The 26,125-nt window shown below is 74.4% G+C and carries 28 protein-coding genes; 13 read left to right on the forward strand and 15 right to left on the reverse strand.

Annotated features, from left to right (window positions below; genetic code table 11):
- Positions 1 to 97 precede the first annotated feature (97 nt).
- The 3 genes from GA0070214_RS28000 to GA0070214_RS28010 are packed head-to-tail and all read left to right on the forward strand — an operon-like array spanning position 98 to position 1,483.
- Positions 98 to 808 (forward strand): hypothetical protein, encoded by a 711-nt coding sequence (locus GA0070214_RS28000; RefSeq protein ID WP_091269513.1) that lies wholly within the window; start codon positions 98 to 100, stop codon positions 806 to 808.
- A 13-nt stretch (positions 809 to 821) separates the two neighbouring features.
- Positions 822 to 1,082: a hypothetical protein gene (locus tag GA0070214_RS28005; protein ID WP_091269514.1), complete on the forward strand. Its 261-nt coding sequence runs from the start codon at positions 822 to 824 to the stop codon at positions 1,080 to 1,082.
- Entirely contained in the window at positions 1,079 to 1,483 is a 405-nt protein-coding gene (locus GA0070214_RS28010) for a hypothetical protein (protein ID WP_091269515.1), read from the forward strand. The genes GA0070214_RS28005 and GA0070214_RS28010 overlap by 4 nt, the downstream gene beginning before the upstream one ends.
- A 3-nt stretch (positions 1,484 to 1,486) precedes the next feature.
- Here GA0070214_RS28010 and GA0070214_RS28015 read toward each other — a convergent pair whose 3' ends face one another.
- On the reverse strand, positions 1,487 to 1,807 hold the full coding sequence (locus GA0070214_RS28015) for a GYD domain-containing protein (protein WP_091269516.1): 321 nt from the start codon (positions 1,805 to 1,807) through the stop codon (positions 1,487 to 1,489).
- Positions 1,808 to 1,809: 2 nt separating this feature from the next.
- Positions 1,810 to 2,031: a hypothetical protein gene (locus GA0070214_RS28020; protein ID WP_091269517.1), complete on the reverse strand. Its 222-nt coding sequence runs from the start codon at positions 2,029 to 2,031 to the stop codon at positions 1,810 to 1,812.
- 96 nt (positions 2,032 to 2,127) lie between these two features.
- Between GA0070214_RS28020 and GA0070214_RS28025 the strand changes: the two genes are divergently transcribed.
- The 3 genes from GA0070214_RS28025 (at position 2,128) to GA0070214_RS28035 (ending at position 7,026) form a co-directional block, all read left to right on the forward strand.
- Positions 2,128 to 2,331: a hypothetical protein gene (locus tag GA0070214_RS28025; RefSeq protein ID WP_091269518.1), complete on the forward strand. Its 204-nt coding sequence runs from the start codon at positions 2,128 to 2,130 to the stop codon at positions 2,329 to 2,331.
- 186 nt (positions 2,332 to 2,517) lie between these two features.
- Positions 2,518 to 5,946 (forward strand): ATP-binding protein, encoded by a 3,429-nt coding sequence (locus GA0070214_RS28030; protein WP_091269519.1) that lies wholly within the window; start codon positions 2,518 to 2,520, stop codon positions 5,944 to 5,946.
- A gap of 81 nt (positions 5,947 to 6,027) precedes the next feature.
- Positions 6,028 to 7,026, forward strand: a complete 999-nt coding sequence (locus GA0070214_RS28035; RefSeq protein ID WP_091269520.1) for a hypothetical protein — start codon at positions 6,028 to 6,030, stop codon at positions 7,024 to 7,026.
- 55 nt (positions 7,027 to 7,081) lie between these two features.
- On the opposite strand, the gene GA0070214_RS28040 is transcribed toward GA0070214_RS28035, so the two are convergent.
- From GA0070214_RS28040 to GA0070214_RS28050, 3 genes are read right to left on the reverse strand one after another with little or no spacing between them, the layout of a single operon-like run.
- A complete protein-coding gene (locus GA0070214_RS28040) occupies positions 7,082 to 7,936 on the reverse strand; it encodes an ABC transporter permease (protein ID WP_091269521.1) in 855 nt (284 codons plus the stop codon).
- The gene (locus GA0070214_RS28045) at positions 7,933 to 8,946 is read right to left on the reverse strand and encodes an ATP-binding cassette domain-containing protein (protein ID WP_091269623.1); all 1,014 of its coding nucleotides are present in this window, start codon (positions 8,944 to 8,946) and stop codon (positions 7,933 to 7,935) included. The genes GA0070214_RS28040 and GA0070214_RS28045 overlap by 4 nt, the downstream gene beginning before the upstream one ends.
- A gap of 27 nt (positions 8,947 to 8,973) precedes the next feature.
- Positions 8,974 to 9,528 carry an NADPH-dependent FMN reductase gene (locus GA0070214_RS28050; protein ID WP_091269522.1) on the reverse strand — a complete coding sequence of 185 codons (555 nt, stop codon included), beginning with the start codon at positions 9,526 to 9,528 and terminating at the stop codon, positions 8,974 to 8,976.
- A gap of 129 nt (positions 9,529 to 9,657) precedes the next feature.
- Here GA0070214_RS28050 and GA0070214_RS28055 point away from each other — a divergent pair, with 129 nt between their 5' ends.
- Both GA0070214_RS28055 and GA0070214_RS28060 read left to right on the forward strand, forming a co-directional pair.
- Positions 9,658 to 10,164: a GNAT family N-acetyltransferase gene (locus GA0070214_RS28055; protein ID WP_091269523.1), complete on the forward strand. Its 507-nt coding sequence runs from the start codon at positions 9,658 to 9,660 to the stop codon at positions 10,162 to 10,164.
- 178 nt (positions 10,165 to 10,342) lie between these two features.
- On the forward strand, positions 10,343 to 11,887 hold the full coding sequence (locus tag GA0070214_RS28060; RefSeq protein WP_091269524.1) for a DUF1190 domain-containing protein: 1,545 nt from the start codon (positions 10,343 to 10,345) through the stop codon (positions 11,885 to 11,887).
- A 51-nt stretch (positions 11,888 to 11,938) separates the two neighbouring features.
- Here the strand turns inward: GA0070214_RS28060 and GA0070214_RS28065 are convergent, their stop codons facing one another.
- Complete coding sequence (locus tag GA0070214_RS28065; RefSeq protein WP_091269525.1) at positions 11,939 to 12,922, reverse strand: aldo/keto reductase; 984 nt, start codon at positions 12,920 to 12,922, stop codon at positions 11,939 to 11,941.
- Between the two features lie 64 nt (positions 12,923 to 12,986).
- A complete protein-coding gene (locus tag GA0070214_RS28070; RefSeq protein ID WP_091269624.1) occupies positions 12,987 to 13,736 on the reverse strand; it encodes an SDR family oxidoreductase in 750 nt (249 codons plus the stop codon).
- Between the two features lie 103 nt (positions 13,737 to 13,839).
- Between GA0070214_RS28070 and GA0070214_RS32875 the strand changes: the two genes are divergently transcribed.
- Complete coding sequence (locus GA0070214_RS32875; protein ID WP_091269526.1) at positions 13,840 to 14,676, forward strand: helix-turn-helix transcriptional regulator; 837 nt, start codon at positions 13,840 to 13,842, stop codon at positions 14,674 to 14,676.
- Between the two features lie 48 nt (positions 14,677 to 14,724).
- On the opposite strand, the gene GA0070214_RS28080 is transcribed toward GA0070214_RS32875, so the two are convergent.
- A complete protein-coding gene (locus GA0070214_RS28080) occupies positions 14,725 to 15,579 on the reverse strand; it encodes an aldo/keto reductase (protein ID WP_091269527.1) in 855 nt (284 codons plus the stop codon).
- 262 nt (positions 15,580 to 15,841) lie between these two features.
- On the opposite strand from GA0070214_RS28080, the gene GA0070214_RS28085 reads away from it, so the two are divergent.
- Positions 15,842 to 16,345, forward strand: coding sequence for a hypothetical protein (locus GA0070214_RS28085; RefSeq protein ID WP_091269528.1), 504 nt, complete (start codon positions 15,842 to 15,844; stop codon positions 16,343 to 16,345).
- Here GA0070214_RS28085 and GA0070214_RS28090 read toward each other — a convergent pair.
- Positions 16,327 to 17,319, reverse strand: coding sequence for a LysR family transcriptional regulator (locus tag GA0070214_RS28090; protein ID WP_091269625.1), 993 nt, complete (start codon positions 17,317 to 17,319; stop codon positions 16,327 to 16,329). The two genes, GA0070214_RS28085 and GA0070214_RS28090, sit on opposite strands and share 19 nt — an antisense overlap.
- A 48-nt stretch (positions 17,320 to 17,367) precedes the next feature.
- On the opposite strand from GA0070214_RS28090, the gene GA0070214_RS28095 reads away from it, so the two are divergent.
- Both GA0070214_RS28095 and GA0070214_RS28100 read left to right on the forward strand, forming a co-directional pair.
- Complete coding sequence (locus tag GA0070214_RS28095) at positions 17,368 to 18,249, forward strand: serine hydrolase (protein WP_091269529.1); 882 nt, start codon at positions 17,368 to 17,370, stop codon at positions 18,247 to 18,249.
- 154 nt (positions 18,250 to 18,403) lie between these two features.
- Positions 18,404 to 19,387 (forward strand): MBL fold metallo-hydrolase, encoded by a 984-nt coding sequence (locus GA0070214_RS28100; protein WP_091269530.1) that lies wholly within the window; start codon positions 18,404 to 18,406, stop codon positions 19,385 to 19,387.
- Positions 19,388 to 19,433: 46 nt separating this feature from the next.
- Here GA0070214_RS28100 and GA0070214_RS28105 read toward each other — a convergent pair whose 3' ends face one another.
- Entirely contained in the window at positions 19,434 to 19,973 is a 540-nt protein-coding gene (locus GA0070214_RS28105; RefSeq protein WP_091269531.1) for a DUF1697 domain-containing protein, read from the reverse strand.
- Between the two features lie 345 nt (positions 19,974 to 20,318).
- On the opposite strand from GA0070214_RS28105, the gene GA0070214_RS28110 reads away from it, so the two are divergent.
- Entirely contained in the window at positions 20,319 to 22,442 is a 2,124-nt protein-coding gene (locus GA0070214_RS28110) for a hypothetical protein (RefSeq protein WP_091269532.1), read from the forward strand.
- Between the two features lie 84 nt (positions 22,443 to 22,526).
- On the opposite strand, the gene GA0070214_RS28115 is transcribed toward GA0070214_RS28110, so the two are convergent.
- The 5 genes from GA0070214_RS28115 to GA0070214_RS28135 all read right to left on the reverse strand — a co-directional run bounded on the left by GA0070214_RS28115 (position 22,527) and on the right by GA0070214_RS28135 (position 26,106).
- Positions 22,527 to 23,024 (reverse strand): hypothetical protein, encoded by a 498-nt coding sequence (locus GA0070214_RS28115; protein ID WP_091269533.1) that lies wholly within the window; start codon positions 23,022 to 23,024, stop codon positions 22,527 to 22,529.
- A gap of 78 nt (positions 23,025 to 23,102) precedes the next feature.
- The gene (locus tag GA0070214_RS28120) at positions 23,103 to 23,666 is read right to left on the reverse strand and encodes an SOUL family heme-binding protein (RefSeq protein ID WP_091269534.1); all 564 of its coding nucleotides are present in this window, start codon (positions 23,664 to 23,666) and stop codon (positions 23,103 to 23,105) included.
- 39 nt (positions 23,667 to 23,705) lie between these two features.
- Complete coding sequence (locus GA0070214_RS28125; protein ID WP_091269535.1) at positions 23,706 to 24,425, reverse strand: YqeB family protein; 720 nt, start codon at positions 24,423 to 24,425, stop codon at positions 23,706 to 23,708.
- Between the two features lie 2 nt (positions 24,426 to 24,427).
- The gene (locus GA0070214_RS28130; RefSeq protein WP_091269536.1) at positions 24,428 to 25,210 is read right to left on the reverse strand and encodes an ABC transporter permease; all 783 of its coding nucleotides are present in this window, start codon (positions 25,208 to 25,210) and stop codon (positions 24,428 to 24,430) included.
- Positions 25,207 to 26,106, reverse strand: a complete 900-nt coding sequence (locus tag GA0070214_RS28135) for an ABC transporter ATP-binding protein (RefSeq protein WP_091269537.1) — start codon at positions 26,104 to 26,106, stop codon at positions 25,207 to 25,209. The genes GA0070214_RS28130 and GA0070214_RS28135 overlap by 4 nt, the downstream gene beginning before the upstream one ends.
- Between the last annotated feature and the right edge of the window lie 19 nt (positions 26,107 to 26,125).

Below are 26,125 nucleotides of genomic sequence, written 5' to 3' on the forward strand. Positions count from 1 at the left end.
TTCCCGGCTTTCCTGTCGACCTCCCGTCACGCACGGTGTTCATCTGATCCGTCTCGGTCGATAGCGTCGATGCACTGCCGTCGACGAAAGGCCGACGATGAACGACAACCCGTACCCGTTCTCGCGCCGGCGGCTGCTCGCCGGCGCGGCGGCGGCCTCGGCGGTCACCGTGACCGGCGTGGCCGCCGCCCCGACCGCCGCCGCCGCGGCGACCCCCGTCCGCGCCACCACGCCGCTGGTCACCCGGGACCGGATCGCCACCGCGGCGCTGCGCGCACCCGACAACACCGCCGCGCCGGTCACCCTCCAGGCCGACTTCCACGCCCGGCTGGCCGCCTGGCTGGCCTTCTGGTCGGCGAACTCACCCCGCGCCTGGAGCGCCCCGGTCCAGGTGGTCGGGCGGGTCGCCCCGGGCGGCGACGCCCTCACCCTGCACGCGATCCGCTACCGGCGCGACGACGAGCTGCACGCCGGCTTCGCCGCGGCGCGGCGGGACGCGGGCCACCTGGCGACCGTGGCCAGCCTGCACCACCACTTCCCGAGCGTGCGCGTCCGGCCGAACGGCACGGTCCGGGTCGGCGACGGGCCCGCCGGGTTCACCGGCGCGCCGGGGCAGGTCGCCTTCGCGGTCGCCGCCTGCCGGGAGCTGTGGGGCGACCGCGCCGCCACCGCCGCCGGCTGGGCGGAGCACGCCGGCCGGGTGCTCGCCCGGGCCGGGCAGCCGAGCGACGCCGCCTCGCACGCCGGATGGGCGGCCTTCACCCGGATCAGCCTGCGCCGCGGGCTGGGCACCGAATCGTACGAGTGACCGGAGGTACCACATGTCCCGCAACGAGTTCCGGTTCGTGGTCGACGGCGTCGACCTGACCCCCGAGCAGCAGACCCTCATCGCCGGCGAGATCCAGAAGGCCGGCCTGGCCGCCCTCGGCACCGCCAACGCCAAGCTGACCAACCCGCTCACCCTCGGCCACGGCAACCTCAAGCTGCGCCCCGAGTGGTACGGGCTCTGGGTGCTCGACGGCCCGTTCGCCCAGGACCTCGGCCAGAAGATCAACGACATCGGCTTCTGGATGCAGCGGTGACCGACGTCGCCGGACGTACCGGCCCGCCGGAGCGGATGTGTCCGAGCACGCCGGCGGCGAACGCCACCGTGTTCCTCGGCATGATCACTCCGGCGGGACGGGTCGCCTACGTCACGCCGGCCGTGCCGGCCGAGGTGGCTCTCGCCGCGGCCGGCGACTCCGGCGCCCCGGTCGAGTCCCGCTTCCGGCTGGCCGGCCCGTGCGTCACCTCGTCCTGCGGCTTCTGGACCGGTGAGCACTGCGGCCTGGGCGCGCGGATGGCCGCCTCCTACGCGGAGACCGCCGAGCCGGCCGAGGAGCAGTTGCCGAAGTGCGCGATCCGGCGTACCTGCCGGTGGTTCGCCGAGCAGGGCCCGGCGGCCTGCCCGGCCTGCTCGCACGTGGTCACCGACGCGCGCTGAGGCTCAGTCGCCCGGCGGCGTGTAGTCGGTCGGCGTCCGGGTCGCCTCGTCGACCTCGGCCGGGGTCAGCAGCGGGGTGACCCGGGTCCGCAACCCGCGGGCCGCGCCGATGCGGATCGCCAGCGCGGCGGCGGTGCGGTGGTCGGGCAGGTCGCAGAGCACGTAGGTGTCGTCGTCGGCGAAGGCGAAGTGCATCGACAGCAACTGCCCGCCGGCGTCCTCGACCAGTTTCCGGACCACCTCGGCGCGTTTGGTGCCGCCGTCACGCGTCAGCCCGCCGATGCCGTCCGGGGTGTAGACGGAGCGCAGCAGGAAGGCGGGCATTGTCAGCCGCCGCCCTGCCGCTGCACCCGCTGGGCGCCCTGCACCTTGGCCCGGCCCTGGTCCCGTTCCGAGCCTGCGGCGCCGGTGGCGGTGTGCAACTGGTGCCGCTTCCCGGTGCGTTCCATCTCGCCGCCCTGGCGGCCCGGCGCGCCGCTGCCCGGGTTTCGCCCCGCCCGCGCCGACTGGCCGCCCGGATCGTGCTTGTTCTGCTTGTGGCTACCCATGGGCCGCGGTTACCCGCTGCCTCCACCGCTAGTCCTGACCCTTGACCCGGGCTGCGCACACTGGGGGACAGGCAACTCACCTCCGGGGAGGCCGACATGCGCTGGCTCATCGTTCCCATCGTCGTACTCGTGGCCCTCGCGGCCCTGGCACTGTGGCGCCGCAGCCGCCGGACGGCGGCCGACGGGGACCGCCAGGTCCACGACCTCGCGGCGTCGGCCGAGGCCCGCCGCCGGCTGGACGACCACCGGAATCCCACGGACGGCAGCAACCTCCGCAGCAGCGGAGGCGGAGTCCTCTGACCCCGGCCGCCGCGAGCGCCGCCGACAACCCCGGGCGGCGCCGCGGCAAGGGCCTCGAACCTCTCGGGTACGCGGGGAAGCGTGCCGCCACCCGTCGGGTCGCCGGTGGACAGCGAGTTGACGTGCTGCTGCGCCGACGCGCGGGTTCTCCCCGTTGTCGGACCGGTCGACTACCGTCGGGAAGTCATGGAGCCGCGGTTCGGCGAGGCCATCATCGGGCGGGAGCACCCCGCGGCCCTGCTGCGCGCCGAAGTCGACCGGGTGACCACCAGCCACGGCGGTCTCGTCCTGGTCACCGGCGAGCCTGGCATCGGCAAGACCACGCTGGTGAGCGCCGCCGCCGACGAGGCCCGGCGGCGCGGGGCGCTCGTGCTGGGCGCCGCCTGCTGGGACTCCGACAGCGCCCCCGGCTACTGGCCGTGGGTGCAGGTGCTGCGCCGCCTGGGCCGCTGGCCCGACGACTGGGCCCGGGCACAGGAGGCCGCCGGGCCGGGGCTCGCGGCGCTGCTCGGCGAGGGCACCGGCGCCGACCCGGCCGGTGACGAGCCGGGCGACGACGGCGGCCGGGCCGAGTTCGCCCTGCACGACGCCGTGACCACCGCGCTCGTGGCCGTCGCCCAGCACCGCCCGGTCGTGGTCGTCCTCGACGACCTGCACTGGGCCGACCCGGCCTCGATGCGGCTGCTCCAGTTCGCCACCCAGCACACCTGGTTCGAACGGCTGCTGCTGGTCGGCACCTACCGCGACGCCGAGGTCGAGTCCGGCGAGCACCGGCTCCGGCCACTGCTGGCGCCGCTGACCGTCAAGGCCACCACCATCACCCTCACCGGCCTGACCCGCGACGAGGTGGCGGCGCTCATCCGCCGTACCGCCGGCCGGGAACCGGGGAGTGACCTCGCCGACGAGGTCCACCGGCGCACCGGCGGCAACCCGTTCTTCGTCGAGCAGACCGCCCGGCTCTGGCACACCGACGGGCTGACCACCACCATCGCCCCCGGCGTCCGGGAGGCGGTGCGCCGCCGGCTCGACCAGCTGCCCGCCCCGGTGGTCGAGGCGCTCACCGTCGCCGCCGTGCTCGGGCGGGACTTCCACCGGCAGGTTCTCGCGGCGTGCGTGCCCGGCCCGGTCGCGCAGGTGGACCGGCTGCTCGACCGCGCGGCCACCGCCCGGCTCGTGCTGGCCCGGGGCGGCGGCCGGTTCGCCTTCGCCCACGACCTGGTCCGGGAGACCCTCTACGACGGGTTGGCCGACGCCGAGCGGCGGGCCCGGCACACCGCCGTGGTGCGCGCCGTCGAGCGGTCGGCGGCGCTCACCGAGCGGCTCATCCCGGCCGACCTGGCCCGGCACGCCTGGCTGGCCGGCGGCGACCTCGACGCGGCGCGCGCCGTCGAGCTGCTGGTCGCCGCCGCGCGGGACGCCGGCGGCCGGCTGGCCGTGGAGGAGTCCGTGCAGCACTTCCGCCGCGCGCTGGAGGTCGCCGAGGAGCCGGCCGGCCGGGTCAAGGTGATGCTCGAACTCGCCCAGCTGCTGCAGCACGTCGGCACGCAGGCCGAGGCCGAGCGCCTGCTCGTGGACGCCGCGGCGCTGGCCCGCACGCTCGACGAGCCGGCCGTGCTGGCCCGCGTGGCGCTCACCGCCCACCGGCAGGACGCGCCCGCGCGCCGCCGCACCGGATCCGGTGAGCTGGTGCGCGAGGCGTACGCGCGGTTGATCGGTGAACCCGAGCCGGGCCGGGAGACCAGCGCCCTGGTCACCGACCTGATCACCGCCACCGAGACCCTCGCCCGGCGCGGCCGCGACGACGAGGCGCTCACCTTCAGCCTCTGGGCCCGGCACGACACCACCTGGGGGCTCGGCACCGCCGAGGACCGGGCGGTGATCACCGCCGAGATCCGGGAGGTGGCCCGCCGCACCGGCGACCGGGAGACCGAGCTGTGGGCCACCTCGCTGCGCTGGGTCGCGCTGCTGGAACTCGGCGATCCGCGCTACCACGACGAGCTCACCGCCTTCGTGACCGGCTGCCGGCAGGGTGAGGTGGCCCGGCGGCGGATGGCGGCGGCCATCGACAGCGGCATCATCGCCGGCTTCCGCGGCGACTTCGCCGCCGCCGACGCGCACTTCGCCGAGATGGACGGCTACGGCGAGTGGGAGCAGTCCGACCACATGTTCATGGGCCCGCACCTGCGCTGGTGCCTGCTGCTGCTCCGGGGCCGCCACGCCGAGGCCCAGGCCCTTCTCGACGCGCCGGAGGCGGCCGGCCACCCCCAGCTGGAGCTGCTCCGGGCGATCACCGCCGCCGAGCGCGGCGACGCCGGGACCGCCCTGCGGCTCACCGGCGGCATCGAGGCGGCCGGTGAGACCTATGCGCGGCCGGTGTCGCCGTTGTGGCTGCGGCTGCGGGCACAGGCGGCGGCCGCCAGCGCCGATCCCCGCCGCTGCGCGGAGGCGCGGGCCGCGCTGGAGCCGCACCGGGGCCGGTGGATGGCCGCGTTCTTCGGCTGCGACATCTGCGGCCCCGTCGACCTCTGGCTGGCCGCCGTCGACGCCGCCGAGCAGCGCTGGGACGACGCGGTCGCCGGCTACGAATCCGCTCGCGACGCCGCCGACCGGATGGGCGCCCGGCCGTGGTCACTGCTGAGCCGGGCCGGGCTGGTGGCCGCCCTGACGGCACGCGGCCGGCCCGGCGACGCGGCCACGGCCGCCCGGCTGCGCGCCGACACGGCGGCCGAGGCGCGGGCGCTCGGCATGACCCAGGTCCTGCACCGGCTCGGCGAGGAGGAGATGACGGCCACCGTCCCTGGTGGGCTCGCTGCGCCACCAGCGGGTGCGGGCCTCTCCGTCGCAGTGCCGGCACCAGCGGGAGGCGGTCACACCGTCGGGGCGCCGGCCGCCAGTTACGCCGTCGAGGTGTCGGCGACCGCTGGAACCGCCTACACCGCCGCCGGAGTCGGCCGGGCCCGCGCGCTGCCACCGGCGGGAGCGGCCCATGCGGCCGGTCCCGGCATCGGGGGCGGTGACCGGACGAGTGAGAGCCAGCCCGTCCAGCCGGAGTTCCGGCGGGACGGGGCCGTGTGGCGGCTCGCCTACCGCGGCACGGTGGTGCACCTGCCCGATGCCAAGGGCCTGCACGACCTGCGCCTGCTGCTGAGCCGGCCCGGCGTCCACGTGCCCGCGGTCGAGCTGCTCGACCCCGCCGCCGGGCCGGAGCTGGTCGCCGCCCGGCGGCTCGGTGGCGACCCGGTCCTCGACGACGAGGCCAAGGCCCGCTACCGGCGCCACCTGCAACGGCTCGACGACGAGATCGACCGGGCCGCGGCCCGCGGCGACGACCGGAAGGTGGCCGCCCTGGACGTCGAGCGCACCGCGTTGCTGGCCGAGTTGCGGGCCGCGGCCGGGCTGGCCGGGCGCACCCGACGGCTCGGCGACGAGGCCGAGCGGGCCCGCAAGGCGGTGACGGCCCGGATCCGTGACACGTTGCGCCGGCTGGACGATCGGCATCCGGCGCTCGCCGCGCATCTGCGGGCCGCCGTCTCCACCGGGAGCTTCTGCCGCTACCTGCCCGAGGAGCCCGTGCCCTGGCGCCTCTCCGAGCCCGGCGAGGCAGCTGGCCGCTGAGCCCACGGCCGGCGATCGACGATGATCATCTAGCGGACCGGCCGGCCGCCACGACCGGTCCGAGGGGCATATGCTGCCTCGATGTTCCGGAACCTCTTCAGCCGGGGTCAGCGGCCGGTCGAGCCGGCCGTCGACCTGGACCGAGCCCTCGACGACCTGGAGCTGCGCGCCGCGCGGGACAAGGCGTCCGCCGACTGGCGAGCCGCCCGCGACGTGATCGAGGCCGCCGGCTCCGACTGGGAGCGCCGCGCCCGCCGGGTCTCCGTCCTCAGCGACGCCGCCGCCGACGACACCTGGCTGGACGCCTGGCTGGTGTCCGCTCCCGACGACCCGACCGCCGCCGTCCTCCTCGCCGCTACGCTCGCGGAACGAGCGGGCCGGGCGCGAGGTTCAGCCCCGGCCAGCGAGACGACCCAGGAGCAGTTCCAGGGGTTCGCCGAGCTGTCGGCCCAGGCCGCGGCCGCCGGGCGCCGGGCCATCGCCCTCGCGCCCCACGATCCCGTGCCGTGGATCGACGTGCTGTGGGCGATGTTCTCCGACGGCCGCTCGCGGCAGGCGGAGTTCCACGAGGCGTTCACCGAGGCGCGGCGCCGTGACCCGTTCAACTTCGGGGTCCACCTGGCGGCGGTGAGCTTCCTCTGCGAGAAGTGGTACGGCTCACACGAGGAGATGTTCGGCCTTGCCCGGGCCGCTGCGGCCGCCGCACCGCCCGGCACGGCGGCCACCCTGCTTCCCCTCTTCGCGCACTTCGAGTACGCGATGCGCGAGTTCAACTGGGGCACCCCCACCCCGGAAGGGGTGCTGGCCTGCCGCCGGTACTTCCAGCGCCCCGAGGTGCGGCAGGAGTACGACGCCTGCGCGGCGAAGTGGCGAGCGGCCGGCGCGCCCCGGCACGGCGACGCGATGGTGTGCCGCAACTGGCTCGCCCTCGCCTACTCGCTGTCCGACCGCCGGGACGAGGCGAAGGCCATGTTCGACGAGATCGGCCCCTACGCCACGAGCCCGGTGTGGGCGTACTTCTTCGGCGGCGTCAAGCACGGCTTCGTGCACAACTGGCGGTGGGCGAACGGCGTCCGGTAGAGGCCGGACGACGACGGGGGCGTCGCAGCGGCGGCACCCCCGTCGCCCCGTCGGGTCAGCGGCGGTTGTAGCGGTACATGGTCAGGGTGCCGAAGACGACCACGAACCCGGCGCTCCACAGCAGCAGCCACATGGTGTTCGTGGCGTCCGCCGACCCGGCCATGGCGGCGCGTACGGCCGCGACCAGGTGGGTGATGGGGTTGGCCTTCACGAACGCCTGGAGCCAGCCCGGCATGGTGGCCGGGTCGACGAAGACGTTGCTCAGGAACGTCAGCGGGAACAGCACCATCATGCTGACCCCCATCACCGACTTCTCGCTGCGCAGCACCAGGCCGAAGAACGTCCACACCCACGAGAACGCGAACGAGAAGATCACGAGCAGGCCGATGCCGGCGAGCACGCCCACCGGTCCGCCGGCGGGACGGAACCCGAGCGCCAGCCCCACGCCGAGGATGACCACGGCGGCGAGCACGTAGCGCAGCACGTCGCCGAAGATCATGCCGACCAGCGCGGCCGGCCGCCACACCGGCAGGGTGCGGATCCGGTCGAAGACGCCCTTCTCGATGTCGTTGTTCAGGCCGACACCGGTGTACATGGTGATCATCACGACGCTGGTCACCATGATGCCGGGCAGGAAGAACTGCAGGTAGTCACGAGGGCTGTCGGCGAGGGCTCCGCCGAACAGGTACGTGAACATCAGCACCATGATGATCGGGAACGCGGTCACGTCGAACAGCTGCTCCGGCACGTGCTTGATCTTCAGCAGCGCCCGCCAGCCGAACGTCAGCGACGCGGACAGCGCCCCCGGCCTCGGTGGCCGCTCGCCCGGGGCGAGCACCGTCGCCAGCGCCTCGGCGGACGGCACGTAGACGGACGGCGGCCGCCCGGTCGTGGTCGCGGTGTCGCTCATCGGGCCGCCTCCAGTTCGTCGTCCCGCTCGTCGGCCCCGACGGCGGGGTGGTCGGTCAGGGCCAGGAACACCTCGTCCAGGCTGGGCTGGCCGAGGGAGAAGTCGTCCACCACGATGCCGGCCCGGGCCAGCTCACCCAGGGCGCGCGCGGCCTGCTCGCCGGCCTCCAGGTCGGTGCCGTCCTCGCCGACCCGGGCGGTGAGCGCCACCGGGTCGGCCTCCAACTGCACGGGAACGCCCAGCGCCGTCCGCAGCACCTGCTCGGCCCGGGTTCGCTCCCCGGCGTCACGCAGTCGCACGTGGACGGTGCCGGAGCCGACCGACGACTTCAACTCGCCCGGGGTGCCCTCCGCGATCACCCGGCCGTGGTCGACCACCGCGATCCGGCCGGCGAGCTGGTCGGCCTCGTCCAGGTACTGCGTGGTCAGCAGCACCGTCGTGCCGTGCGCGACCACCGCCCGGATGATCTCCCACACCTGGTTGCGGCTGCGCGGGTCCAGCCCCGTCGTCGGCTCGTCCAGGAACAGCAGGTCCGGGGTGTTGAGGATGCTCGCCGCGATGTCGATGCGCCGCCGCATGCCGCCCGAGTACTTCTTCACCTGCCGCCCGGCCGCCTCGGTCAGCCCGAACGCGGCGAGGAGCTGGTCGGCCCGCTGCCGGGCCGCCGGCCGGCCCAGGCCGAGCAACCGGCCCAGCAGGACCAGGTTCTCCGCCCCGGTCAGGTCCTCGTCGAGCGACGCGTACTGGCCGGTGAGGCTGACCCGGGCCCGCACGGCGTCCGCCTCGGCGACCACGTCGTGGCCGAAGACGCGGGCCTGCCCGCCGTCCGGGCGCAGCAGCGTGGCCAGCACCCGTACCGCGGTGGTCTTGCCGGCGCCGTTCGGCCCGAGCAGGCCGTAGACGGTGCCGGCGGGGACCTGGAGGTCCAGGCCGTCGAGCGCGCGGGTCGAGCCGAACGACCGGACCAGGCCGTCGGCCTCGACGGCCAGGCCGGTGTTCCGGTTACTCATGATCACTACCTCTCTTCATCGGTGTCCTCAGGAGACGTACGGGCGCGCCGCGCGACCCTCGCGCAGCGCCAGGCCCCACCAGCAGAGCTCGTCGAGGAGCACCCGGGCGTCCTGCCGCAGCTGCTCCTCGACCCGCCCCGTCGGCTCGCCGTCGAGCAGGTCGACGCCGACGGTGTCGCGCACGGTCGTCGCGTGCAGGGCGGTGAACACGGTGCGCAGCTGGTCGACCGCGTGCAGGCCGACCGACCGGCAGCCGTACGACACGAAGCCGACCGGCTTGGCCTGCCACTCGTCGTAGGCGTAGTCGATCGCCTGTTTCAACGACGCCGGGAAGCTGTGGTTGTACTCCGGGGTGACCACCACGAACGCCTCCGCGCGGTTCACCTCCCGGGCGAACGACCGCATCGCCGCCGTGGGCTCGGCCGGCAGGCTGGCCGGGAAGTCGTACCCCGCGAGGTCGAGCACGGTCACCGCCAGCCCGTCCCGGCGGCGTGCCTGCGCGACGAACCAGCGACCGATCCGGTCGCCGATCCGTCCCTCCCGGGTGCTGCCGATGATCACGGCGAGCCGCAACGGCGTCATGCTCCCCTCCCGCTGGTGTGGGCCTCACCCCGCAGGCGCCAGAAGACGACCGGCGGCCCGCCAGATCGGATCTGGCGGGCCGGTGTCGGGGGCGGCTGCTTCAATCGGCGCCGGAGGAGAGGGGACGGCATGACCGAGGTACGCCTCGCGCGGTGGAGCGCCGACGACCTGGCGCTGCTGCGGCAGCTCAACGCGCCGGAGGTGCGGGCGCACACCGGCGGCCCGGAGACCGACGAGCAGGTGCTCGCCCGGCACGAGCGCTACCTGCGCGGCCCCGGCCCGCGCAGCGGGCACATGTTCACCGTCGCGCTGCCCGACGGGACGAAGGTGGGCAGCGTCGGCTACTGGGCGCGGGAGTGGCGCGGCGAGCCGGTCTACGAGATGGGCTGGGCGGTGCTGCCGGCGTACCAGGGGCGAGGGCTGGCGAGCGCGGCGGTGCGCGCGCTGATCGCGGAGGCCACGGCGCACGGCGACCGGCGTTTCGCGCACGCCTACCCGTCGGTGGACCACCCGGCGTCGAACGCGGTGTGCCGCAAGGCCGGGTTCACGCTGCTCGGCGAGACGGAGTTCGAGTACCCGCCGGGGCACCTCATGCGGTCGAACGACTGGCGGATCGAGCTGACGAGAGAAGGGTGAATCGGGCACGACCGATATGCCTCTTCGCGCGGGGGGTGCGGCACCGCTGCCGGATGCCGGATCGCGGACAGTGCGCGACGGACCGATCGCCCTACGCTTCCGGCGGCACATGACGCACGGGGGGTGTCTCGTCAGCTGCCACGCGGGTCCCCGTGCACTCACCGGAGAGGGGATCCCTGTGTCCGTCGCACGTCGAAGTCTCGCCACGTTCACCGCCGCGGTTCTGGCCGCCGCGTTACCGGCCACCGCCGCCTCCGCCGCGCAGGAGCCGGACGCCGGGCTCCTGCGGCTCACCGTGACCCAGCCCGACGGCGCCGCCGCACGGGGCAGCGTCAACCTGGTGGCCACCGACGACAGCCACTCCGAGTTCCTGCAACTCGACGAGTCCGGGCAGCTCAGCGTGGAGGTGCCGGCCAACGACTACAAGATTCTGATCACCCCGGCGTACGTCGACCCCGACCTGCCCGACGACGGGCTGCGACAGTGGGTGCACGGGAAGACGAGTTACGCCCGGGCCGAGGCGTTCCGCGTGACCGCGGGGGACACGACGGACGTCACCGAGCGGCTGCTCCCGCCGAGCCCGCTCACCGTGCGGGCCCGGGACGCGATCACCGGCGCGCCGATCAGCCGGGTCTGCGCGTACGCCGACGGCCGCGGCGGCAACTGCGACGACACCGAGCTGACCATTCCCCGGCTCGTCCCCGGCCCCCAGACGATCCGGGTCTACACCGAGGACGGCAACCACCTGGCCGCCGACGCGACGGTGAACGTGACCGAGGGCGACACCGCCACCGCGGTCGTCGACCTGACACCCGCGGCCCACGTCGAGACGACGGTGGTCGACGCCGCCACCGGGGCGCCGGTCGCGGGAGCGTGCGCGACGGTCGCTCCGGCCGGCACCGGAGAACTGCCCAGCGTCGGCCCGCTGGCCTGCTCCGACGGCACCGGGCGCCTGCGGCTCGACAACGTCGGGGCCGGCTCCTGGAACCTCTTCGTCCGGCCGACCGGCGGCTCGCCGTACGGGGCGCAGTGGGTCGGCGCCACCGGTGGCACGGGCGACCCGGCCCGGGCCCGGAGGCTCAACCTCGCCGCCGGGCGGACCGTCACCGTCCCGCCGGTCCGCCTCGACCGGGCCGGGACCATCACCGGCACGGTGACCAGCGCCGCCACCGGTGCGCCGGTCACCTCGGGCGAGGTCTCGCTCGCCCACTCCTCGGGCCTGTCCTACCTCAGCTGGGGCACCTACCTGGACGGTCAGGGCACCTACCGGATCGACTGGCTCGGCCCCTACCGCTGGCCGCTGCTGTTCACCACACCCGACCACGCCCTCCAGTGGTCGGGCGGGGTCCCGGTCCGGGGCCAGGCGAAGCCGGTCACCGTCCGGGCGGGCCAGAGCACCACCTACAGCCCGGCGCTGAAGCGCGGCACCCTGGTGACCGGCGGGCTCACGAACCCCGCGGGACACCCGGTCAGCGCCGTGCTGACGTTCCACAACGCCGCCACCGGTGAGGTCGTCGGGTCGACGTGGGACTACGACGGCCGGTACGAGGCGCGGGTGCTCGGCCGGCAGACCGTCACCGTCGGCTGGCAGTGGGGCGGGTTCGCCGACTACGCGGGCTGGTACGACGGCGTCGCCGAGGCCTCCGACGCGAAGCCGGTCACCGTCCCGTCCACCGGCACGCTGACGGTCGACATCGGGCTGCGCCCGTTTCCGGCGAGCTGAGCAGGCGCACCCCTGGTCGGGCGTGCGGGGCACGCCCGACCAGGGCCGTCGTCAGCGGGCCGCGTCCAGCCGGACCCGCTGCTCCACGGTCAGCTCCAGCTCGACCGCCGCGAGGCTCTCCTCCAGCTGCGCCACGGAGGAGAAGCCGACCAGCGGGATCGCCGGCACGTCGCCGCCCAGCAACCAGGCCAGCACCACCTGGTTGACCGTCGCCCCGGTCTCGTCGGCGACCGCCCGCAGCGCCGCCAGCCGGGCCGGGGTGCTCGGCAGGGCGTACTCCTCGCCGAGGCGTTCCGGCTTCGCGTAGGCGCCCTTGAGCAGCGGCGAGTACGCCACCAGGGTGAGCTGCGGCTCGGCTCGCAGGTAGCTCGCCAGGTCGGGGCCGACCCAGCCGACGTCGCCGTCCGGGTCCAGGTCGCCCGGCAGGTCGAGCCGCCGGGGCAGGTAGCTGCGGTGGTACTGGAGCACCTCGTACCCGGGCAGGCCGGCCGACGCGGCGAGCGCCCGGGCCCGCTCGACCCGCCAGGCGCGGTGGTTGCTCGCGCCCAGCAGGCCGACGGTGCCCTCGGCGACCAGGTCCGCGAAGCCCTGGACCGTCTCCTCCAGCGGCACGGTGCGGTCCTCGATGTGCGCGTAGAGCAGGTCGAGCCGGTCCACGCCGAGCCGTTCCCGGCTGCGCTCGGCCGACTCGCGGATCACCTTGGCGGACAGGCCCTCGGCGTTGTCCACGTAGCTGGTGCCCGGGGCGAGCGGGCGGGCGCCGAGCTTCGTGGCGATGAACACCTCGCCCCCGATGCCGCGGCTGCGCCGCCAGCGGCCGAGCAGCTCCTCGCTCTCCCCGCCCTGGCCCCCGTTCTGCCAGAACGCGTAGTTGTCGGAGGTGTCGATGAAGGTGCCGCCGGCCTCGACGTACCGGTCGAGGATGGCGTACGAGGTGGCCTCGTCGGTGGCGGTGCCGAAGAGCATCGCGCCGAGGCTGAGCACGCTGACCTCGCGCCGGGTGGCCGGGTCGGTGCCGATGGTGCGGTATCGCATGGTGTCCTCCCCGTCGGTGCGGTGCCACCACCCTCCACCTTCGAGTGCGCGCGAAGTCAAACTCTCACCAGGGCAGCACCCCGTAGCCGCCGCCGGCGTCCATCTGGTAGCCCCAGAGCAGGCCGGTCGGCCCGTCCGCCGGCAGGGTGGCGAGGTGCACGCTCACCTCCGCCCCCTCCTCCGGGGTGCGGAACCCGCTGTGGTGGTTGAGGTCGGTGGCGCAGTAGCCGGGGTTCGCGGCGTTCACCTTGATCGGGGTGTCCCGCAGTTCCTTGGCGTACATGGCCGTGACCATGTTCAGCGCCGTCTTCGAGGACGGGTAGGGGATCGAGGTGAGCGCGAACAGGGCGCCCTCGGGGTCGGTCATCACCGCGATCGAGCCGACCTCGCTGGAGACGTTCACGATCCGGGCGGCCGGCGCGCGGCGCAGCAGCGGCAGCAGCGCGTTGGTCACCGCGACCACGCCGAACACGTTCGTCTCGTACACCTCCCGCAGCGAGTCGAGCGTGGTCTCGCTGGGCAGCCCGGCGCCGTCGGCCCGGATGATGCCGGCGTTGTTGACCAGCACGTCCAGGTGGCCGTACTCCCGCTCGACCAGCCCGGCCACGGCGGCGACCGACGCCGCGTCGGTGACGTCCAGCGGCACGGAGCGGGCCTCGGCCCCCTCGGCGCGCAGCTTGTCCGCGGCGTCCCGGCCGCGCGCGGCGTCCCGCGCGCCGACCAGCACGGTCATCCCGCGCGCGCCGAGCTGCCGGGCCGTGGCCAGGCCGATTCCCTTGTTGGCCCCGGTGACCAGGGCGATCGTCGTCGTCATGCGGTCGAGGCTGCCGCCCGGCACGGGCCGGCGGGAGAGGCCCGCCGAACCTGGTACCGGTGGTACCAGCCTGGACGGCCGGTGGTGCGGCAGGCTTGGGGACATGAGCACCTTGCGCCGCGCGGAACTGGCGAACTTCCTGCGCACCCGCCGCGCCCGGTTGCGCCCCGCCGAGGTCGGCCTCCCCGAGGGGGTACGCCGCCGCACGCCGGGCCTGCGCCGCCAGGAGGTCGCGCAGCTCGCCGGCATGGCCATCGACTACTACATCCGGCTGGAGCAGGGGCGCGGCCCGCACCCGTCCCGGCAGGTGCTCGCGGCGCTGGCCCGGGCGTTGCTGCTCAGCCGGGACGAGCGGGTGTACCTGTTCCAGGTCGCCGGGGACTGCCCACCGGACGCGACCGGGCCGGGCCGGGAGGTGTCGCCGGGGACGCGGCACCTGCTCGACGCGATGTCGGAGACACCCGCGTACCTGGTCGACGCCGCCTACGAGATCCTGGCCTGGAACCGGCTGGCCGCCTGGTTCGTCGGCGACCTGTCGGCGGTGCCGCCCGGCGGGCGCAGCATGGTGCGCTGGATGTTCGGCGCGACGGTGCCCGAGTCGCACTGGGCCGACCCGGAGGTGCTGCGGTTCGCTCGCACCACCGTGGCCGACCTGCGGGCCGCGTACGGCCGCTACCCGGCCGACCCGGCGCTGGCCGCGCTGGTCACCGAACTGCTCGGGCTGTCCCCGCGGTTCGCCGCCCTCTGGGCCGAGCACGAGGTGGGGGAGCGGCGCCCGACCGTCAAGCGGGTCGCCCACCCGGAGCTGGGCCCGCTGGAGTTCGAGTGCCGGGTGCTGCACGTGCCGGAGACCGACCAGCGGTTGATCGTCTACGTCCCGGCGCCGGGGTCGCCGACGCAGGCCGCGTTCCGCCGGCTCGCGGAGCGGATCAGCTCCTGAGCCCCCGAGCGGGGGCCGGTCAGCCCGGCACCCGGTCGGGATGGCGGTTCACTCGGGCAGGTAGTCGAAGGTGTCCGGGTTCGGGCCCTGCCGGCCGGCCTCGCCCTTGTCCAGGCCGTTGATCCGGTCCATGGCCGCGTCGTCCAGCGCGAAGTCGAAGATCTGGAAGTTCTCCTCGATCCGGCTCGGCGTGGTCGACTTCGGGAACACGATGTCGCCGCGCTGCACGTGCCAGCGCAGCACCACCTGGGCCGGGGTCCGCCCGACTTCCTCGGCGATGTCGACGACGGTCGGGTCGTCCAGCACCTTGCCCTGGGCGATCGGCGACCACGCCTCGGTGAGGATGTTGTGCGCCTTGCCGTAGGCGCGCACCTCCTCGTTGGCGAAGTACGGGTGCACCTCGATCTGGTTCACCGCCGGCGTGACCTCCGCCTCGGTGGCCAGCCGCTCCAGGTGGGCGACCTGGAAGTTGGAGACGCCGATCGACCTGACCCGGCCGTCGCGCTGGAGTTCCTCCAGCACCCGCCAGGTCGAGACGAAGTCGCCGTCGTAGCGGGTCGGCAGCGGCCAGTGGATGAGGAACAGGTCGAGGTAGTCGAACTTCAGTTCCGCGAGGGTCGACTCGAACGCCTTGCGGGCGTCGTCCGGGCGGTGGAAGGCGTTGCTCAGCTTGCTCGTGACGAAGACCTCGCCCCGGTCCAGGCCGGAGGTGCGCACGGCCTGGCCGACCTCGGCCTCGTTGCCGTACATCTCGGCCGTGTCGATGTGCCGGTAGCCGATCTCAAGCGCCCTGCTGACGGCCTGTGCGGTGTCCTTCGGCTCGATCTGGAAGACCCCGAAGCCGAGCTGCGGGATGGTGTTGCCGTCGTTGAGCGAGATGTCGGGAACGCTGTTCGGGGCCATGGGAGCCTCATCTCCGATCGTCCGAGTGCCCGGGAACGCTTCCACGCGCCGTGCCGGGCCTTGCCAACCGGGTTCTCTACCCGCTCGACCCGGCTCGTCACGGCCGCCACCGGGTGATCTGCGCCGCCACCATGCTCGCCCCCGTAGCAAGGTCTGGGACACACATCAATCGGAATCGATCCTGTGTGTCCCGGCCACGTATTCGCGGGCATCGATGGTTGATAGGAATCCTGCAACCTCGTCAGCACGGGAACGGAGCATCATGTCGTCCATCCGAACCGGTCTCCGTCGGCGCCTGCTCACCCTGCTCGCCGCCACCGCCGTCACCGTCGGCGCCGCCCTCGGCCTGAGCGCCCCAGCCTGGGCGATCAGCCACTCCAGCGCCACCTCGCAGCTCCGCGCCGCCGGCATCTCCTGGACATCCAGCGGCAACTGCAGCGACCGCTACGTCGCCACCTGCACCTCCTTCGAGGGCATCCGCCAGGCCACCATCGACGGGATCATCACCTTCAAGCGCGCCAGCGGCTGCGCCGTCACCATCACGGCCGGCACCGAGGTCGGCCACACCAGCGGCACCTACAGCCACTGGAACGGCTACAAGGTCGACATCGCCCCGAGCACATGCATCCAGAACTACATCTCGGCCGCCTACACCTACGTCGGCTACATCTCCGGCTTCGGCTACCAGTACCGCGCGCCCTCCGGCAACCTCTACACCAAGGAGGGCAACCACTGGGACATCCTCTACTACACCTGCGGCTGCTGATCCGGGCTCGTCCCGCCCTGGCCGGCCTCGAAGAGCACCGGCCAGGGCCGGGCGGCCGACGCGAGCGCCGCGGTCGCCGGCGGCGGCTCCGCGACGGCCAGCACCTCGGCCGCGAGCTGCCCGAACATCGGGGCCGCCGGATGCCCGGCCCGCGCCGGCCAGGCCGCCGAGGTTCGCTTCACAAGCGGCGCGCCGACGAGCGGCCGCCAGGCCACCCGCGGCTCGCGGCGGGCCACCGCCTCCGGTTCCAGGGCGACCGCGCCACCGGCCAGCAGCAGCCCGAACAGGAACTCCGGGTTGCGGGCGGGCCGGACCCGGGCCGGCACGAAGCCGTGCCGGCGACAGACCGCCAGCAGGTGCCCGTGCCAGCCGGGCGCGGTGGCCGGCGGCGCGGTGATCAGATCCAGGCCGGCCAGGTCGGCCAGCGTCACCTCACGGGCCCGCGCCGCTGGAGCGGCCCGGGGCAGCAGCACACCGACCGGGGTGTCCACGGCCGGGCCGAAGCGCAGCCCGGCCTCCTCCACCGGATGGTGCAGCAGGCCCACGTCGAGCCGCCCCTCGGCCAGCATCCGCCGCTGCTCCGCGCTGGTCAGCTCGTGCAGGTCCAGGTCGAGCCCGGGCGCCCGGGCCGCGAGCCCGTCGAGCAGCGCGCGCAGCGTCACGGCCGGGGTCTCCGGGGGTACGCCGGCGCGCAGCACGCCGAGCGCGCCCCGGCGCACCTGGTCGACCAGGTTGCGCAGCCGGCGCTCCCCGGCGAGCAGCTCGTCGGCCTCGCCCAGCAGGAGCTGGCCGGCCGTGGTGAGCCGGACCTGCCGCTGCGACCGGTCGAAGAGGGTGGCGCCCAGCTCGCGCTCCAGCCGCTGGATCGACTGGCTCAGCGGCGGCTGCGCCATGCCCAGCGCCTCGGCGGCCCGCCCGAAGTGCAGCTCGCGGGCGACCACCACGAAGTGCCGCAGGTGTCGCAGCAGGTCCACGACGGGCACCCTACGCCCGCCCCGACCGCCGCTGGTTAGCGTGTCGGGGTGAGCGGGGAGCGGATCGGGGAGATCTTCGAGCGGGCCGGGATCAGCGGCTGCGTGCACGTCGAGGACGTCGACACGCCGGGGCGGGCGGTGGCGCTGCGGGCCGACGAGCAGGTGGTGATCGCCTCCGTGTTCAAGATCCTGCTGGCGCTGGAGTTCGCCCGGCAGGTCGTCGCCGGTCAGCTCGACCCGGTCGAGCGGGTGCTGGTCGGCGCCGCCGACCGGCTCGGCGGCTGGGGCGTCGCCGGCTGCGCCGACGACGTCGAGGTGTCCCTGCGCGACCTGGCCTACTTCGCCATGTCGGTCAGCGACAACACGGCCGCCGACCTGCTGCTGCGCCGGGTAGGCCCGGACGTGCTGCCGATGCTCGCCGCCGAGCTGGACCTGCCGCGTACCCGGATCGTCGGCGGTCCCCGGCAGCTGGTCGAGACGATGCTCGCCGACGTGGGCGCCCGCACGGAGGCCGACTTCGCCCGGATCTTCCCCACCCTGCCGCCGGAGCGGGTCCGGGCCATGCGGGTCTTCGACCCGGCGCACACCACGTCCAGCACGGCCCGGGAGATGACCCGGCTGCTCCGCCTGATCTGGCGGGACGAGGCGGGACCGCCGGCCGCGTGCGCCATGGTCCGCGAGCTGATGGCCCGGCAGCTCTTCTGGACCCGGCTCGCCGCCGGCTTCCCGCCCGGCGTACGGGTCGCCGGGAAGACCGGCACCCTGCCCGGCCTGCACCTGGAGGCCGGGGTCGTCGAGTATCCCGACGGCGGCCGGTACGCGGTGGCGGTGTTCGCCCGCACCGAGCGGCTGAGCACCCGCCGGATCGACGTGGACCTGGCCATGGGCGAGGCCGCCCGGACCGCCGTCGAGGCGTTGCGCACGGGTTGATTTCCCGGCCGCCCCGGCCCGGCGGCAGGGCGGTGACCTGCGGTGATATCCGGGCGCGTATCGGTCGTGCCGCCGGACGATCTTGGACACGGGCGGGCCGCCGATGGTGGGGTGGGCCCACCGATCAACCGGTCCCGCACGGGGAGGACGCTCCATGTTCGACAAACGCTCCTACGACCGCCGCCGTTTCCTGCGTGATGCCGCCGTCGGCACCGCCGCCGTGTCGACGGGTGGCCTGGTCGCCGGCGTGCCGGCCGCGCCGGCCCGGGCCGCCGCCGACCCCGTCCCCGCCGGCACCCGCCGCGGCGGCGCCGTCAGCTTCCGCTGGTGGGGCACGTCCGGCTGGCGGATCGACATCGGCGACCGCACGGTGCTGGTCGACCCGTACCTGAGCCGCTTCGACACCGGCCTGTTCCGGGGCGCGTTCGACGAGAACACCCCGCTGACGGTGCGGCCCACCGTGATCGACCCGCTGGTGGACCGGGCCGAGAACATCCTGGTCACGCACACCCACTGGGACCACTTCAACGACGTCCCCTACATCGCGGAGCGGACCGGCGCCCGGGTCGTCGGCACCCTGACCGCGTACCACCTCGGGCTGGCCCAGGGGCTGCCGAGCGGGCAGCTCGCCCCGGTCAAGGGCGGCGAGGTGCTCGACTTCGGCGCGTACACGGTCGAGGTGATCAGCTCGCTGCACAGCCGCAACGGCGCCTGGTCGATGGCCTTCCCGGGGGTGCGGGTGAGCCGGCCGCCGAAGCCGGCGACGATCGCCGACCTGCCCGAGGGGGACACCCTGGCGTACCAGATCCGGGTCGACGGCGGGCCGTCGGTGTTCTTCATGGGGGCGAGCGACTTCGCCGAGCGCAACCTGGTCGGGCTGGCTCCCGACGTGGCGATGGTGGCCTCGGCCGCGACCACCGCCACGGCCGACTACGTGCCCCGGCTCATGGCCGCCCTCGATCACCCGAAGGTCGTGGTGCCGGTGCACTGGGACAACTTCGAGACCCCGCTGACGAACCCGCCGGCGGTGGCGCCGACCGACCGTAAGCGCCTCGACGACCTGATCGCCGCCGTGCGGAAGGCCTCGCCGCGCAGCCGCGTGCTGGTGCCGGAATACCACACGGCGTACCACTTCTGAGCTCGCGCGCGCGGAGGGGCCGGGTCACGGGGGCCGGTCCCTCCGCTCAGCCGGCGGTCAGGTCGCGCAGGGCCAGCACCGACTTCCAGTTCCGGGTGGTCGCCACCACGCCCAGCTTCTTCTCCAGGTGGGCGTTGGTGAACTTCGTCCGCCCGTAGCCGCCGTCGGGGAAGTGCAGGTGGACCTCGCGGCCGTCGACCGCGAACTCCAGGTTCTCGCCGGCCGGCGCGGCCAGCTCCCGGACCCGGGCCGGGCTCGGCGCGGCAGCCAGGAAGGCCACCAGCACGCGGGTCGGGTCGTCCTGCTTGCCGGCGTACGGGCTGGCCGCCACGACCGCCGCGAGCTCGTCACCGCTGCGCACCAGCACGGGCACGCGCAGGTCCAGCTCGTCGGCGAGCTTGCGCGCGATGCCCTCGGCCAGGAGGTCGTCCTTCGTGGGCGGACTGCTGAAGACGACGTTGCCGCTCTGCAGGTAGGTCTTGACGTCCTCGTGCCCCAGGTCGCCGACGAGGCGGCGCAGGTCGGCCATGGCGAGCCGCGTGGTGCCGACGTTGACGCCCCGCAGCAGGGCGGCGTAGCGGGTCATGGGGCCTCCTCGCGCCGGCGTCACTCGACCACCCAGCCTAGAACGGGCGCCGGCTCCGGACCCGAACGGTGGCCGGCTCCGGCCCGGTCGGTACGAGATGGACGGCCGGGCGGACGCCGGCCCCTCGGACGATCCGCCGGCCGGGGTTGCACGTGCGGTCAGGTGACTCGCGGTCGTGACACATTTGTGACCTGGCTCGCCTCCCCGGCCACCGTCGCAAGTGGTTGCCTAAAGCAAATTCCCCTGGTCAGCCGCCGCCGCGGCGGCACGGCCGGGGGCATCTGCACACCCGACGGCGGTGGCCGGAGCTGATCACCGCCTCACGGCAGGAGGCACCACGTGCGAATGCGACGACCGAGCCGGATCGCGGCCGCGGTGGCGGGCGTGACGGCGCTCGCCTTCACGGTCTCGGCCCCGGCCCAGGCCAACGACCACGAGAACCTTCCCGGTGAACCGACCATCACGCTGCCGATCAACGACAGCGCGGCGGGCGGCACCTACAACCAGGACTTCACCCGGGTCTACGCCAACACCACGCCGGACGGCACCCCGGTCTACATCTACGTCCCGAAGGGCACCCCGCTCGACGGCAGCGCGCCGGCCGGCGTGGCCAGCCTCGACCCGCAGTTCGACCACAACCCGGGCGACGCGTTCACCCCCTGCGCCACCGCCACGGCGGCGCAGTTCGCCCTCACCCAGGCGCAGATCGACTACGTCGGCGACAAGCTCGCCGACCAGATCGTCGCCGTGGACGAGGAGCACTTCGGGCCGATGGACGCGGCCGACCCGGACGAGCCGGCCAGCGACTCGCTGGTCATGGTGCTCTACAACATCCAGGACGACGCCTACTACGACTGCGCCCAGACGTCGTACACGGCCGGCTACTTCGCGCCGGACTTCATCGACAGCAACGGCATGAACGTCATCGTCGTGGACGCCCTCGACTGGGCGAACCGGGTCGGCCCGAACGACTCGCCGTGGCGCGACGCCAACCCGGCCAACGACCGCCCCGAGCTGTACGAGGGCACGGTCGCGCACGAGCTGCAGCACCTCCTGCACAACTACAGCGACCCGGGCGAGCTGTCCTGGGTCGACGAGGGCCTGGCCGACTTCGCCATCTTCCTCAACGGCCTGGACGCCGGGGGCTCGCACCTGACCAACCACCAGGTCCTGTACGAGGAGACGTCGCTGACCCGGTGGGGCGGCACCCTCGCCAACTACGGTGCCTCGTTCACCTACTTCCAGTACCTGTGGGAGCAGGCCGGAGGCAACGGCGACGGCACCTGGACGCCGGACAAGCAGTACGACGGCAAGGCCGGTGACCTGCTCATCAAGACGATCTTCGAGGAGCAGGCGGACGGCATGACCGGCGTGCAGAACGCCATCGACGACTTCAACGCGGCGACCGGCGCCCACCTGCGCAGCGCGGCCGACCTGTTCCGCGACTGGTCGGTGGCGGTCTACCTGGACGACGAGGGCTCGCCGATCTACGACATCAAGGCGTTCAACTTCGGCGACCCCGCCGACACCTCCTGGACCATGGACATCGCCGACGACGTCTTCTGGGCGGGCCGGGGCAGCTACCACGGCTCCACCCCGGAGGCCAAGTGGGCGCGGCTGAAGAACCGCCCCGACACCACCGCCGTGCCGTTCGGCATGTCGGTCGAGCGGTTCCGCAACCCCGGCCCGACGGTGTCGCTGGCCTTCGACGGCGACGACGAGACGGCGGTCCCGCCGCACACCGGCGCCACCCACTGGTACGCCGGGTACGAGAGCCAGAACGACAACATCCTCGACGTCACCACCTCCGGCGCGGTCACCTCGCTCGACTTCTGGAGCTGGTACTTCATCGAGGAGGGCTGGGACTACGGCTTCGTCGAGGCCCTGGTCAACGGCAGCTGGGTCACGGTGCCGGTGCGCACCGACGCCGGGCAGGTGGTCACCACCAACGACGACCCGCACGGCAACAACGAGGAGGGCAACGGCCTGACCGGCACCTCCGGCGGCGAGTACTTCGTCGACGACCCGGTCTACCAGCACCTCACCGCCGACCTGCCGGCCGGCACCACGGACGTGCGCTTCCGGTACTCCACCGACGCCGCGTACATGGACACCGGCTGGTTCGTGGACGACGTGAAGGTCAATGGCGCCGACGCGAGCCTCACCTCGGCGGCGGGCAACTGGTTCGCCACCAACGGCGTCCAGGACAACAACTGGACGGTCCAGGTGGTCAGCCACTGCGACCTCACCCCGGGCGTCACCTCGCCGGGTGAGACCACCGACGGCGCGGGCAACTGGGTCTACCGGTCCACCGGCGACCAGTTCACCGCCGGCGGCCTGCGGACGAAGTGCGCCAACGGCAACCAGGACGACTTCGCCGTCCTGATCTCCAACCTGCCGACCGGTGACCTCACCTACCTGGACGCGGACTACAGCTTCCGGGTGAACAACACGGGCAACGGCAAGTAGCTCGCCCACCCCGTTCGGGCCCGCGCCGCACCTCGGCGCGGGCCCGACGCCGTCCGGAGGGGCAGGCGGGCAGCGGTACCGCGGTCAGGAGTCCCGGTAGACCGGCAGGCCGAGGCTGCCGCGTACCTTGTCGGCCTGCGCACCGCCGTCGTGGGCGGCCGCGGCCCGGATCTCCCGCATCAGCGCCGCGGCGCTCCCGGCCCCGGCGGCGAGCTTCCAGTGCCGCAGGGCCACGTCGTTCTCCTTGAGCAGCGCGGCGAGGGGAGCCCGCGTCGCGGCCGGCCAGTCGGTGGCGCGGAGCTGCTCGGCGTGCGCGGCGCTGGTGGTGGCGACCGTGCCGGCCAACTTCCGGACCGTCTGCCACGGCCGGCGCGCCGCCAGCGCCTCCTCCAGTTCCTCCAGCGCGGTGTTGTACGGCGCCACGATGGCCAGGTAGCGGCCCTTCGCCTCCTTCACGGTCAGCGGGGCGGGCGCGGTCGGCGACGGGGCCTCCCAGGCCGGCAGGACAGTCGTCCCGGTGTCGCCGCCGCCGCAGCCGGCGAGCAGCAGCACCAGGACCAGGGCGGCGGGCCAGCGGCGCACGGGAGGTCTCCCATCCGGTGGGGCAGCAGCGGGTCCCCGAGTCTAGGGGTGCCCCCGGGCGACCGTGCCGGCCGCCGACTATTCGGCGACCGGGAGCACGACCTCGTTACGGCGTAGGAACCAGGGCCGCCACGGGGGGTCGAAGCGCGCGTACCGGACGGCTCCGGTCGGGCGCAGCCCGGCGGCGGTGACCGCGCGGCCGAGCGCCGTGGCCCGGCGCTCGAACGTCCGCGCGGTCCACCGCCCGGAGAACCGCATCGCGGCCGCGAGCTGCGCGGGGATCTCCCGGGTGGTGACCAGCGGGTCCGTCGGCTCGGGCAGCGTGGCCGGGGTGAAGCCTGCCGGCATGACGAACCGCACGAGCCAGCTTCCCGGCCGGTCGCCCTCCTCCTGCAGTACGGGGGCCGTCATGGCGATCCGCTCCGAGCCGGCGAGCTGCGGCGTCGCCGGCGCGGCCACCGGGACCGCCCGGCGCGACCGGTTCGCCCCGGAGAGATACCGGGCCAGCGGCCGGAACGCCGCGCTGCCGGCGGACTCGAACGACCCCTCGGCGCGGACCTCGGCGACCAGGTGCGCGGGGTAGCGGCGCAGCTCGAAACCCGGGTGACGGGCCACCACCCGGTACGGCTGCCGCTCGGTCATCGCGCGCCCTCCCCGCACTCGGTGGTCCCACCGCCGACGCTACCGCCGCGCGCCGTCCCGGTCCGGCGGACCGGGGACCAGCCGCCAGTACTGCCGCTTCCCCTCGTCCCGGACCACCACCCCGAGCCGGGCCAGCTCACCGCGCAGCTCGACCGCCTCGCCGCCCCGGTCGGCGTCGACGGCCCGCTGCCGCGCCCGCAGCAGCGCGTCCGCCCCGGCCGGCAGCCCCGGCAGGCCCTCGACCCACCGCCGGTACGCCGCCTCGTACGGGTCCCGGTCGACCCACGGCCAGCCCTGCCCGGTGAACGCGGCCCGCAGCCGTTCCGCGCCGAGGTCCGAGCGCTCCCGGGCCAGCTCACCGCCGGCGGCGTCCAGCAGCACCAGCGCCTTCCCGTCGCGGAAGACCCCGGCGACCTCCGCCCGGGCGACGTCGCGGCCGTGACCGTCCCGGTGCAGCCGGACCGAGGTGCGCCCCACCGTCACGGTCAGCCGTTCCCGGGTGCCCAGGAACGCGAGCACCAGACCGGCCAGGGCCACCACGGCCGCGCCCACCGGGAACGACCGCTCCGCCGGCCACCGGTCCAGCAGCGCGAACCAGCCCTGGAAGGGGAACCAGGGCAGGTCGGCCACCCAGCCGGACATGGCGGTCAGCCCCGCGCCCAGCCCCGCCCCGAGCAGCGGGAACCCCGCCCACATGACCACCAGCTCGCCGGCCCCGCCGCTGACCACGACGGCCTCGCCGGGCCCCCGCGCCGCCACGGTCAGGACACCTCCCGCCGCAGGGTACGGACCAGCCCGGCGACGAGCGGGACGAGCAGCCAGACGGCCAGCGACACCCCGAGCCGGCCCCACTGCCCGGCGGTCATGTCCGGGCCGAGCAGGGGTTCCATGGTGACCGAGGTGTCCAGCCACCGTGCCGGCTCGCGCAGCGCCCGGATCATCGCGGCGAGGACGCTCCACACGGTCGGCAGCAGCAGGTAGGTGACGATCGCCAGCGGGGTGTTCAGCAGCAGCAGGCCGAAGCCCGCCCCCATCAGCACGTTCACCACCTGGAACACCGCCGCGTACGGCAGCAGGTGCCAGTCGAAGGTCCAGGTGCCCGCGCCACCGGTGGCCCCGGCGGCCAGCGTGCCGGCGGCCGCGACGGCCAGGCTGACCAGCACCGAGGCCAGCGCCGCGAGCACCACCGCGGCGAGCTTCGCGGTGACCACCCGCTCCCGGCGGGGCACCAGCGCGAAGGTGGTCAGCGCGGTGCGCTGCGACCACTCCCCGGTGATGGAGAGGATGCCGAGCACCGGCAGCAGCAACCCCACCGGGAACAGCGACGGGGTGAAGAAGGCGGTGAACGTCTGCGCCGCGTCCTGCAGCACGAAGACCTGCACCGTCACGATGACGGCCGCGACCAGCCCGATGGTGATCAGCAGCCAGCGGCCGGCCCGCGTGTCGGCGAGCTTGCGCAGCTCCACCCCGGTCAGCCGGGCCAGCGAGGGGCCGGTCGCCGCCGGGCGGCTCAGCGTGGGGGCGGGGGCGGTGACGGCGGTCATCGGACGGCCTCCTTCGTGGACGCGCCGGCGGTGAGGGTGAGGAAGAGCTGTTCGAGGCCGCCGCTGCCGGCCGGGCGCAGCTCGGTGAGGACCAGCCCGGCGTCGGCCGCGGCCTGGCCGACCGCCTCCGGTTCGGCCCGGACCACGTAGCCGCCGTCGGTGCCGGCGCTCGCCGGCAGGCCGGCCCGGTCCAGCGTGAGCCGCAGGGTGTGCTGGTCCCGGGCGCGGACCAGGGTCCCGGCACCGGCCAGCAGCTCGTCCTTGCCGCCCTGGGCGACCACCCGGCCGCCGCCGATCACCACGAGCCGGTCGGCCACCGCCTCCACCTCGCGCAGCAGGTGCGAGGAGAGCAGCACCGTGCCGCCCCGGTCGGCGAAGCCGCGCAGCACGCCGCGCATCCAGAAGATGCCCTCCGGGTCGAGGCCGTTGGCCGGCTCGTCCAGGATCAGCACCCGCGGGTCACCCAGCAGCGCCAGCGCCAGGCCGAGCCGCTGCCGCATGCCCAGGGAGTACGCGCCGACCCGCCGCCGCGCCGCCGTCTCGTTCAGCCCGACCAGGTCGAGCTTCGCGGCGACCTGCCCGCGCGCCACGCCCATGGTCCGGGCGGCCAGCGTCAGCGCCTCCCGACCGGTCCGGCCCGCGTGCTGCGCGGAGGCGTCGAGCAGGACGCCGATCTCCCGCCCCGGGTTGGGCAGCTCCCGGTAGGGCCGCCCGGCGACCGTGGCCCCACCCGCGGTGGGCGCCGTCATCCCGCAGATCATCCGCATGGTGGTGGACTTGCCGGCGCCGTTCGGGCCGAGGAACCCGGTCACCGTGCCCGGTTCGCAGCGGAACGAGACATCCTCGACGGCGGTGTGCGGGCCGTACCGCTTGGTGAGGTGGTCGACTTCGATCATGCCGTCGAGCCTGCCGGGG

It is taken from the genome of Micromonospora chaiyaphumensis, from assembly GCF_900091435.1.
Lineage (GTDB): Bacteria > Actinomycetota > Actinomycetes > Mycobacteriales > Micromonosporaceae > Micromonospora > Micromonospora chaiyaphumensis.

Bases quoted from the DNA above. Each gene is read 5' to 3' on its own strand.
- GA0070214_RS28070 (WP_091269624.1), bottom strand. From the start codon at position 13,736: ATGACGACGACGATCGCCCTGGTCACCGGGGCCAACAAGGGAATCGGC.
- GA0070214_RS28040 (WP_091269521.1), bottom strand. From the start codon at position 7,936: ATGAGCGACACCGCGACCACGACCGGGCGGCCGCCGTCCGTCTACGTG.
- GA0070214_RS28050 (WP_091269522.1), bottom strand. From the start codon at position 9,528: ATGACGCCGTTGCGGCTCGCCGTGATCATCGGCAGCACCCGGGAGGGA.
- GA0070214_RS28045 (WP_091269623.1), bottom strand. From the start codon at position 8,946: ATGAGTAACCGGAACACCGGCCTGGCCGTCGAGGCCGACGGCCTGGTC.
- GA0070214_RS28130 (WP_091269536.1), bottom strand. From the start codon at position 25,210: ATGACCGCCGTCACCGCCCCCGCCCCCACGCTGAGCCGCCCGGCGGCG.
- GA0070214_RS28035 (WP_091269520.1), top strand. From the start codon at position 6,028: ATGTTCCGGAACCTCTTCAGCCGGGGTCAGCGGCCGGTCGAGCCGGCC.
- GA0070214_RS28085 (WP_091269528.1), top strand. From the start codon at position 15,842: ATGTCGTCCATCCGAACCGGTCTCCGTCGGCGCCTGCTCACCCTGCTC.
- GA0070214_RS28080 (WP_091269527.1), bottom strand. From the start codon at position 15,579: ATGGCCCCGAACAGCGTTCCCGACATCTCGCTCAACGACGGCAACACC.
- GA0070214_RS28110 (WP_091269532.1), top strand. From the start codon at position 20,319: ATGCGACGACCGAGCCGGATCGCGGCCGCGGTGGCGGGCGTGACGGCG.
- GA0070214_RS28055 (WP_091269523.1), top strand. From the start codon at position 9,658: ATGACCGAGGTACGCCTCGCGCGGTGGAGCGCCGACGACCTGGCGCTG.
- GA0070214_RS32875 (WP_091269526.1), top strand. From the start codon at position 13,840: ATGAGCACCTTGCGCCGCGCGGAACTGGCGAACTTCCTGCGCACCCGC.
- GA0070214_RS28135 (WP_091269537.1), bottom strand. From the start codon at position 26,106: ATGATCGAAGTCGACCACCTCACCAAGCGGTACGGCCCGCACACCGCC.
- GA0070214_RS28065 (WP_091269525.1), bottom strand. From the start codon at position 12,922: ATGCGATACCGCACCATCGGCACCGACCCGGCCACCCGGCGCGAGGTC.
- GA0070214_RS28100 (WP_091269530.1), top strand. From the start codon at position 18,404: ATGTTCGACAAACGCTCCTACGACCGCCGCCGTTTCCTGCGTGATGCC.
- GA0070214_RS28120 (WP_091269534.1), bottom strand. From the start codon at position 23,666: ATGACCGAGCGGCAGCCGTACCGGGTGGTGGCCCGTCACCCGGGTTTC.
- GA0070214_RS28020 (WP_091269517.1), bottom strand. From the start codon at position 2,031: ATGGGTAGCCACAAGCAGAACAAGCACGATCCGGGCGGCCAGTCGGCG.
- GA0070214_RS28000 (WP_091269513.1), top strand. From the start codon at position 98: ATGAACGACAACCCGTACCCGTTCTCGCGCCGGCGGCTGCTCGCCGGC.
- GA0070214_RS28015 (WP_091269516.1), bottom strand. From the start codon at position 1,807: ATGCCCGCCTTCCTGCTGCGCTCCGTCTACACCCCGGACGGCATCGGC.
- GA0070214_RS28105 (WP_091269531.1), bottom strand. From the start codon at position 19,973: ATGACCCGCTACGCCGCCCTGCTGCGGGGCGTCAACGTCGGCACCACG.
- GA0070214_RS28005 (WP_091269514.1), top strand. From the start codon at position 822: ATGTCCCGCAACGAGTTCCGGTTCGTGGTCGACGGCGTCGACCTGACC.
- GA0070214_RS28025 (WP_091269518.1), top strand. From the start codon at position 2,128: ATGCGCTGGCTCATCGTTCCCATCGTCGTACTCGTGGCCCTCGCGGCC.
- GA0070214_RS28030 (WP_091269519.1), top strand. From the start codon at position 2,518: ATGGAGCCGCGGTTCGGCGAGGCCATCATCGGGCGGGAGCACCCCGCG.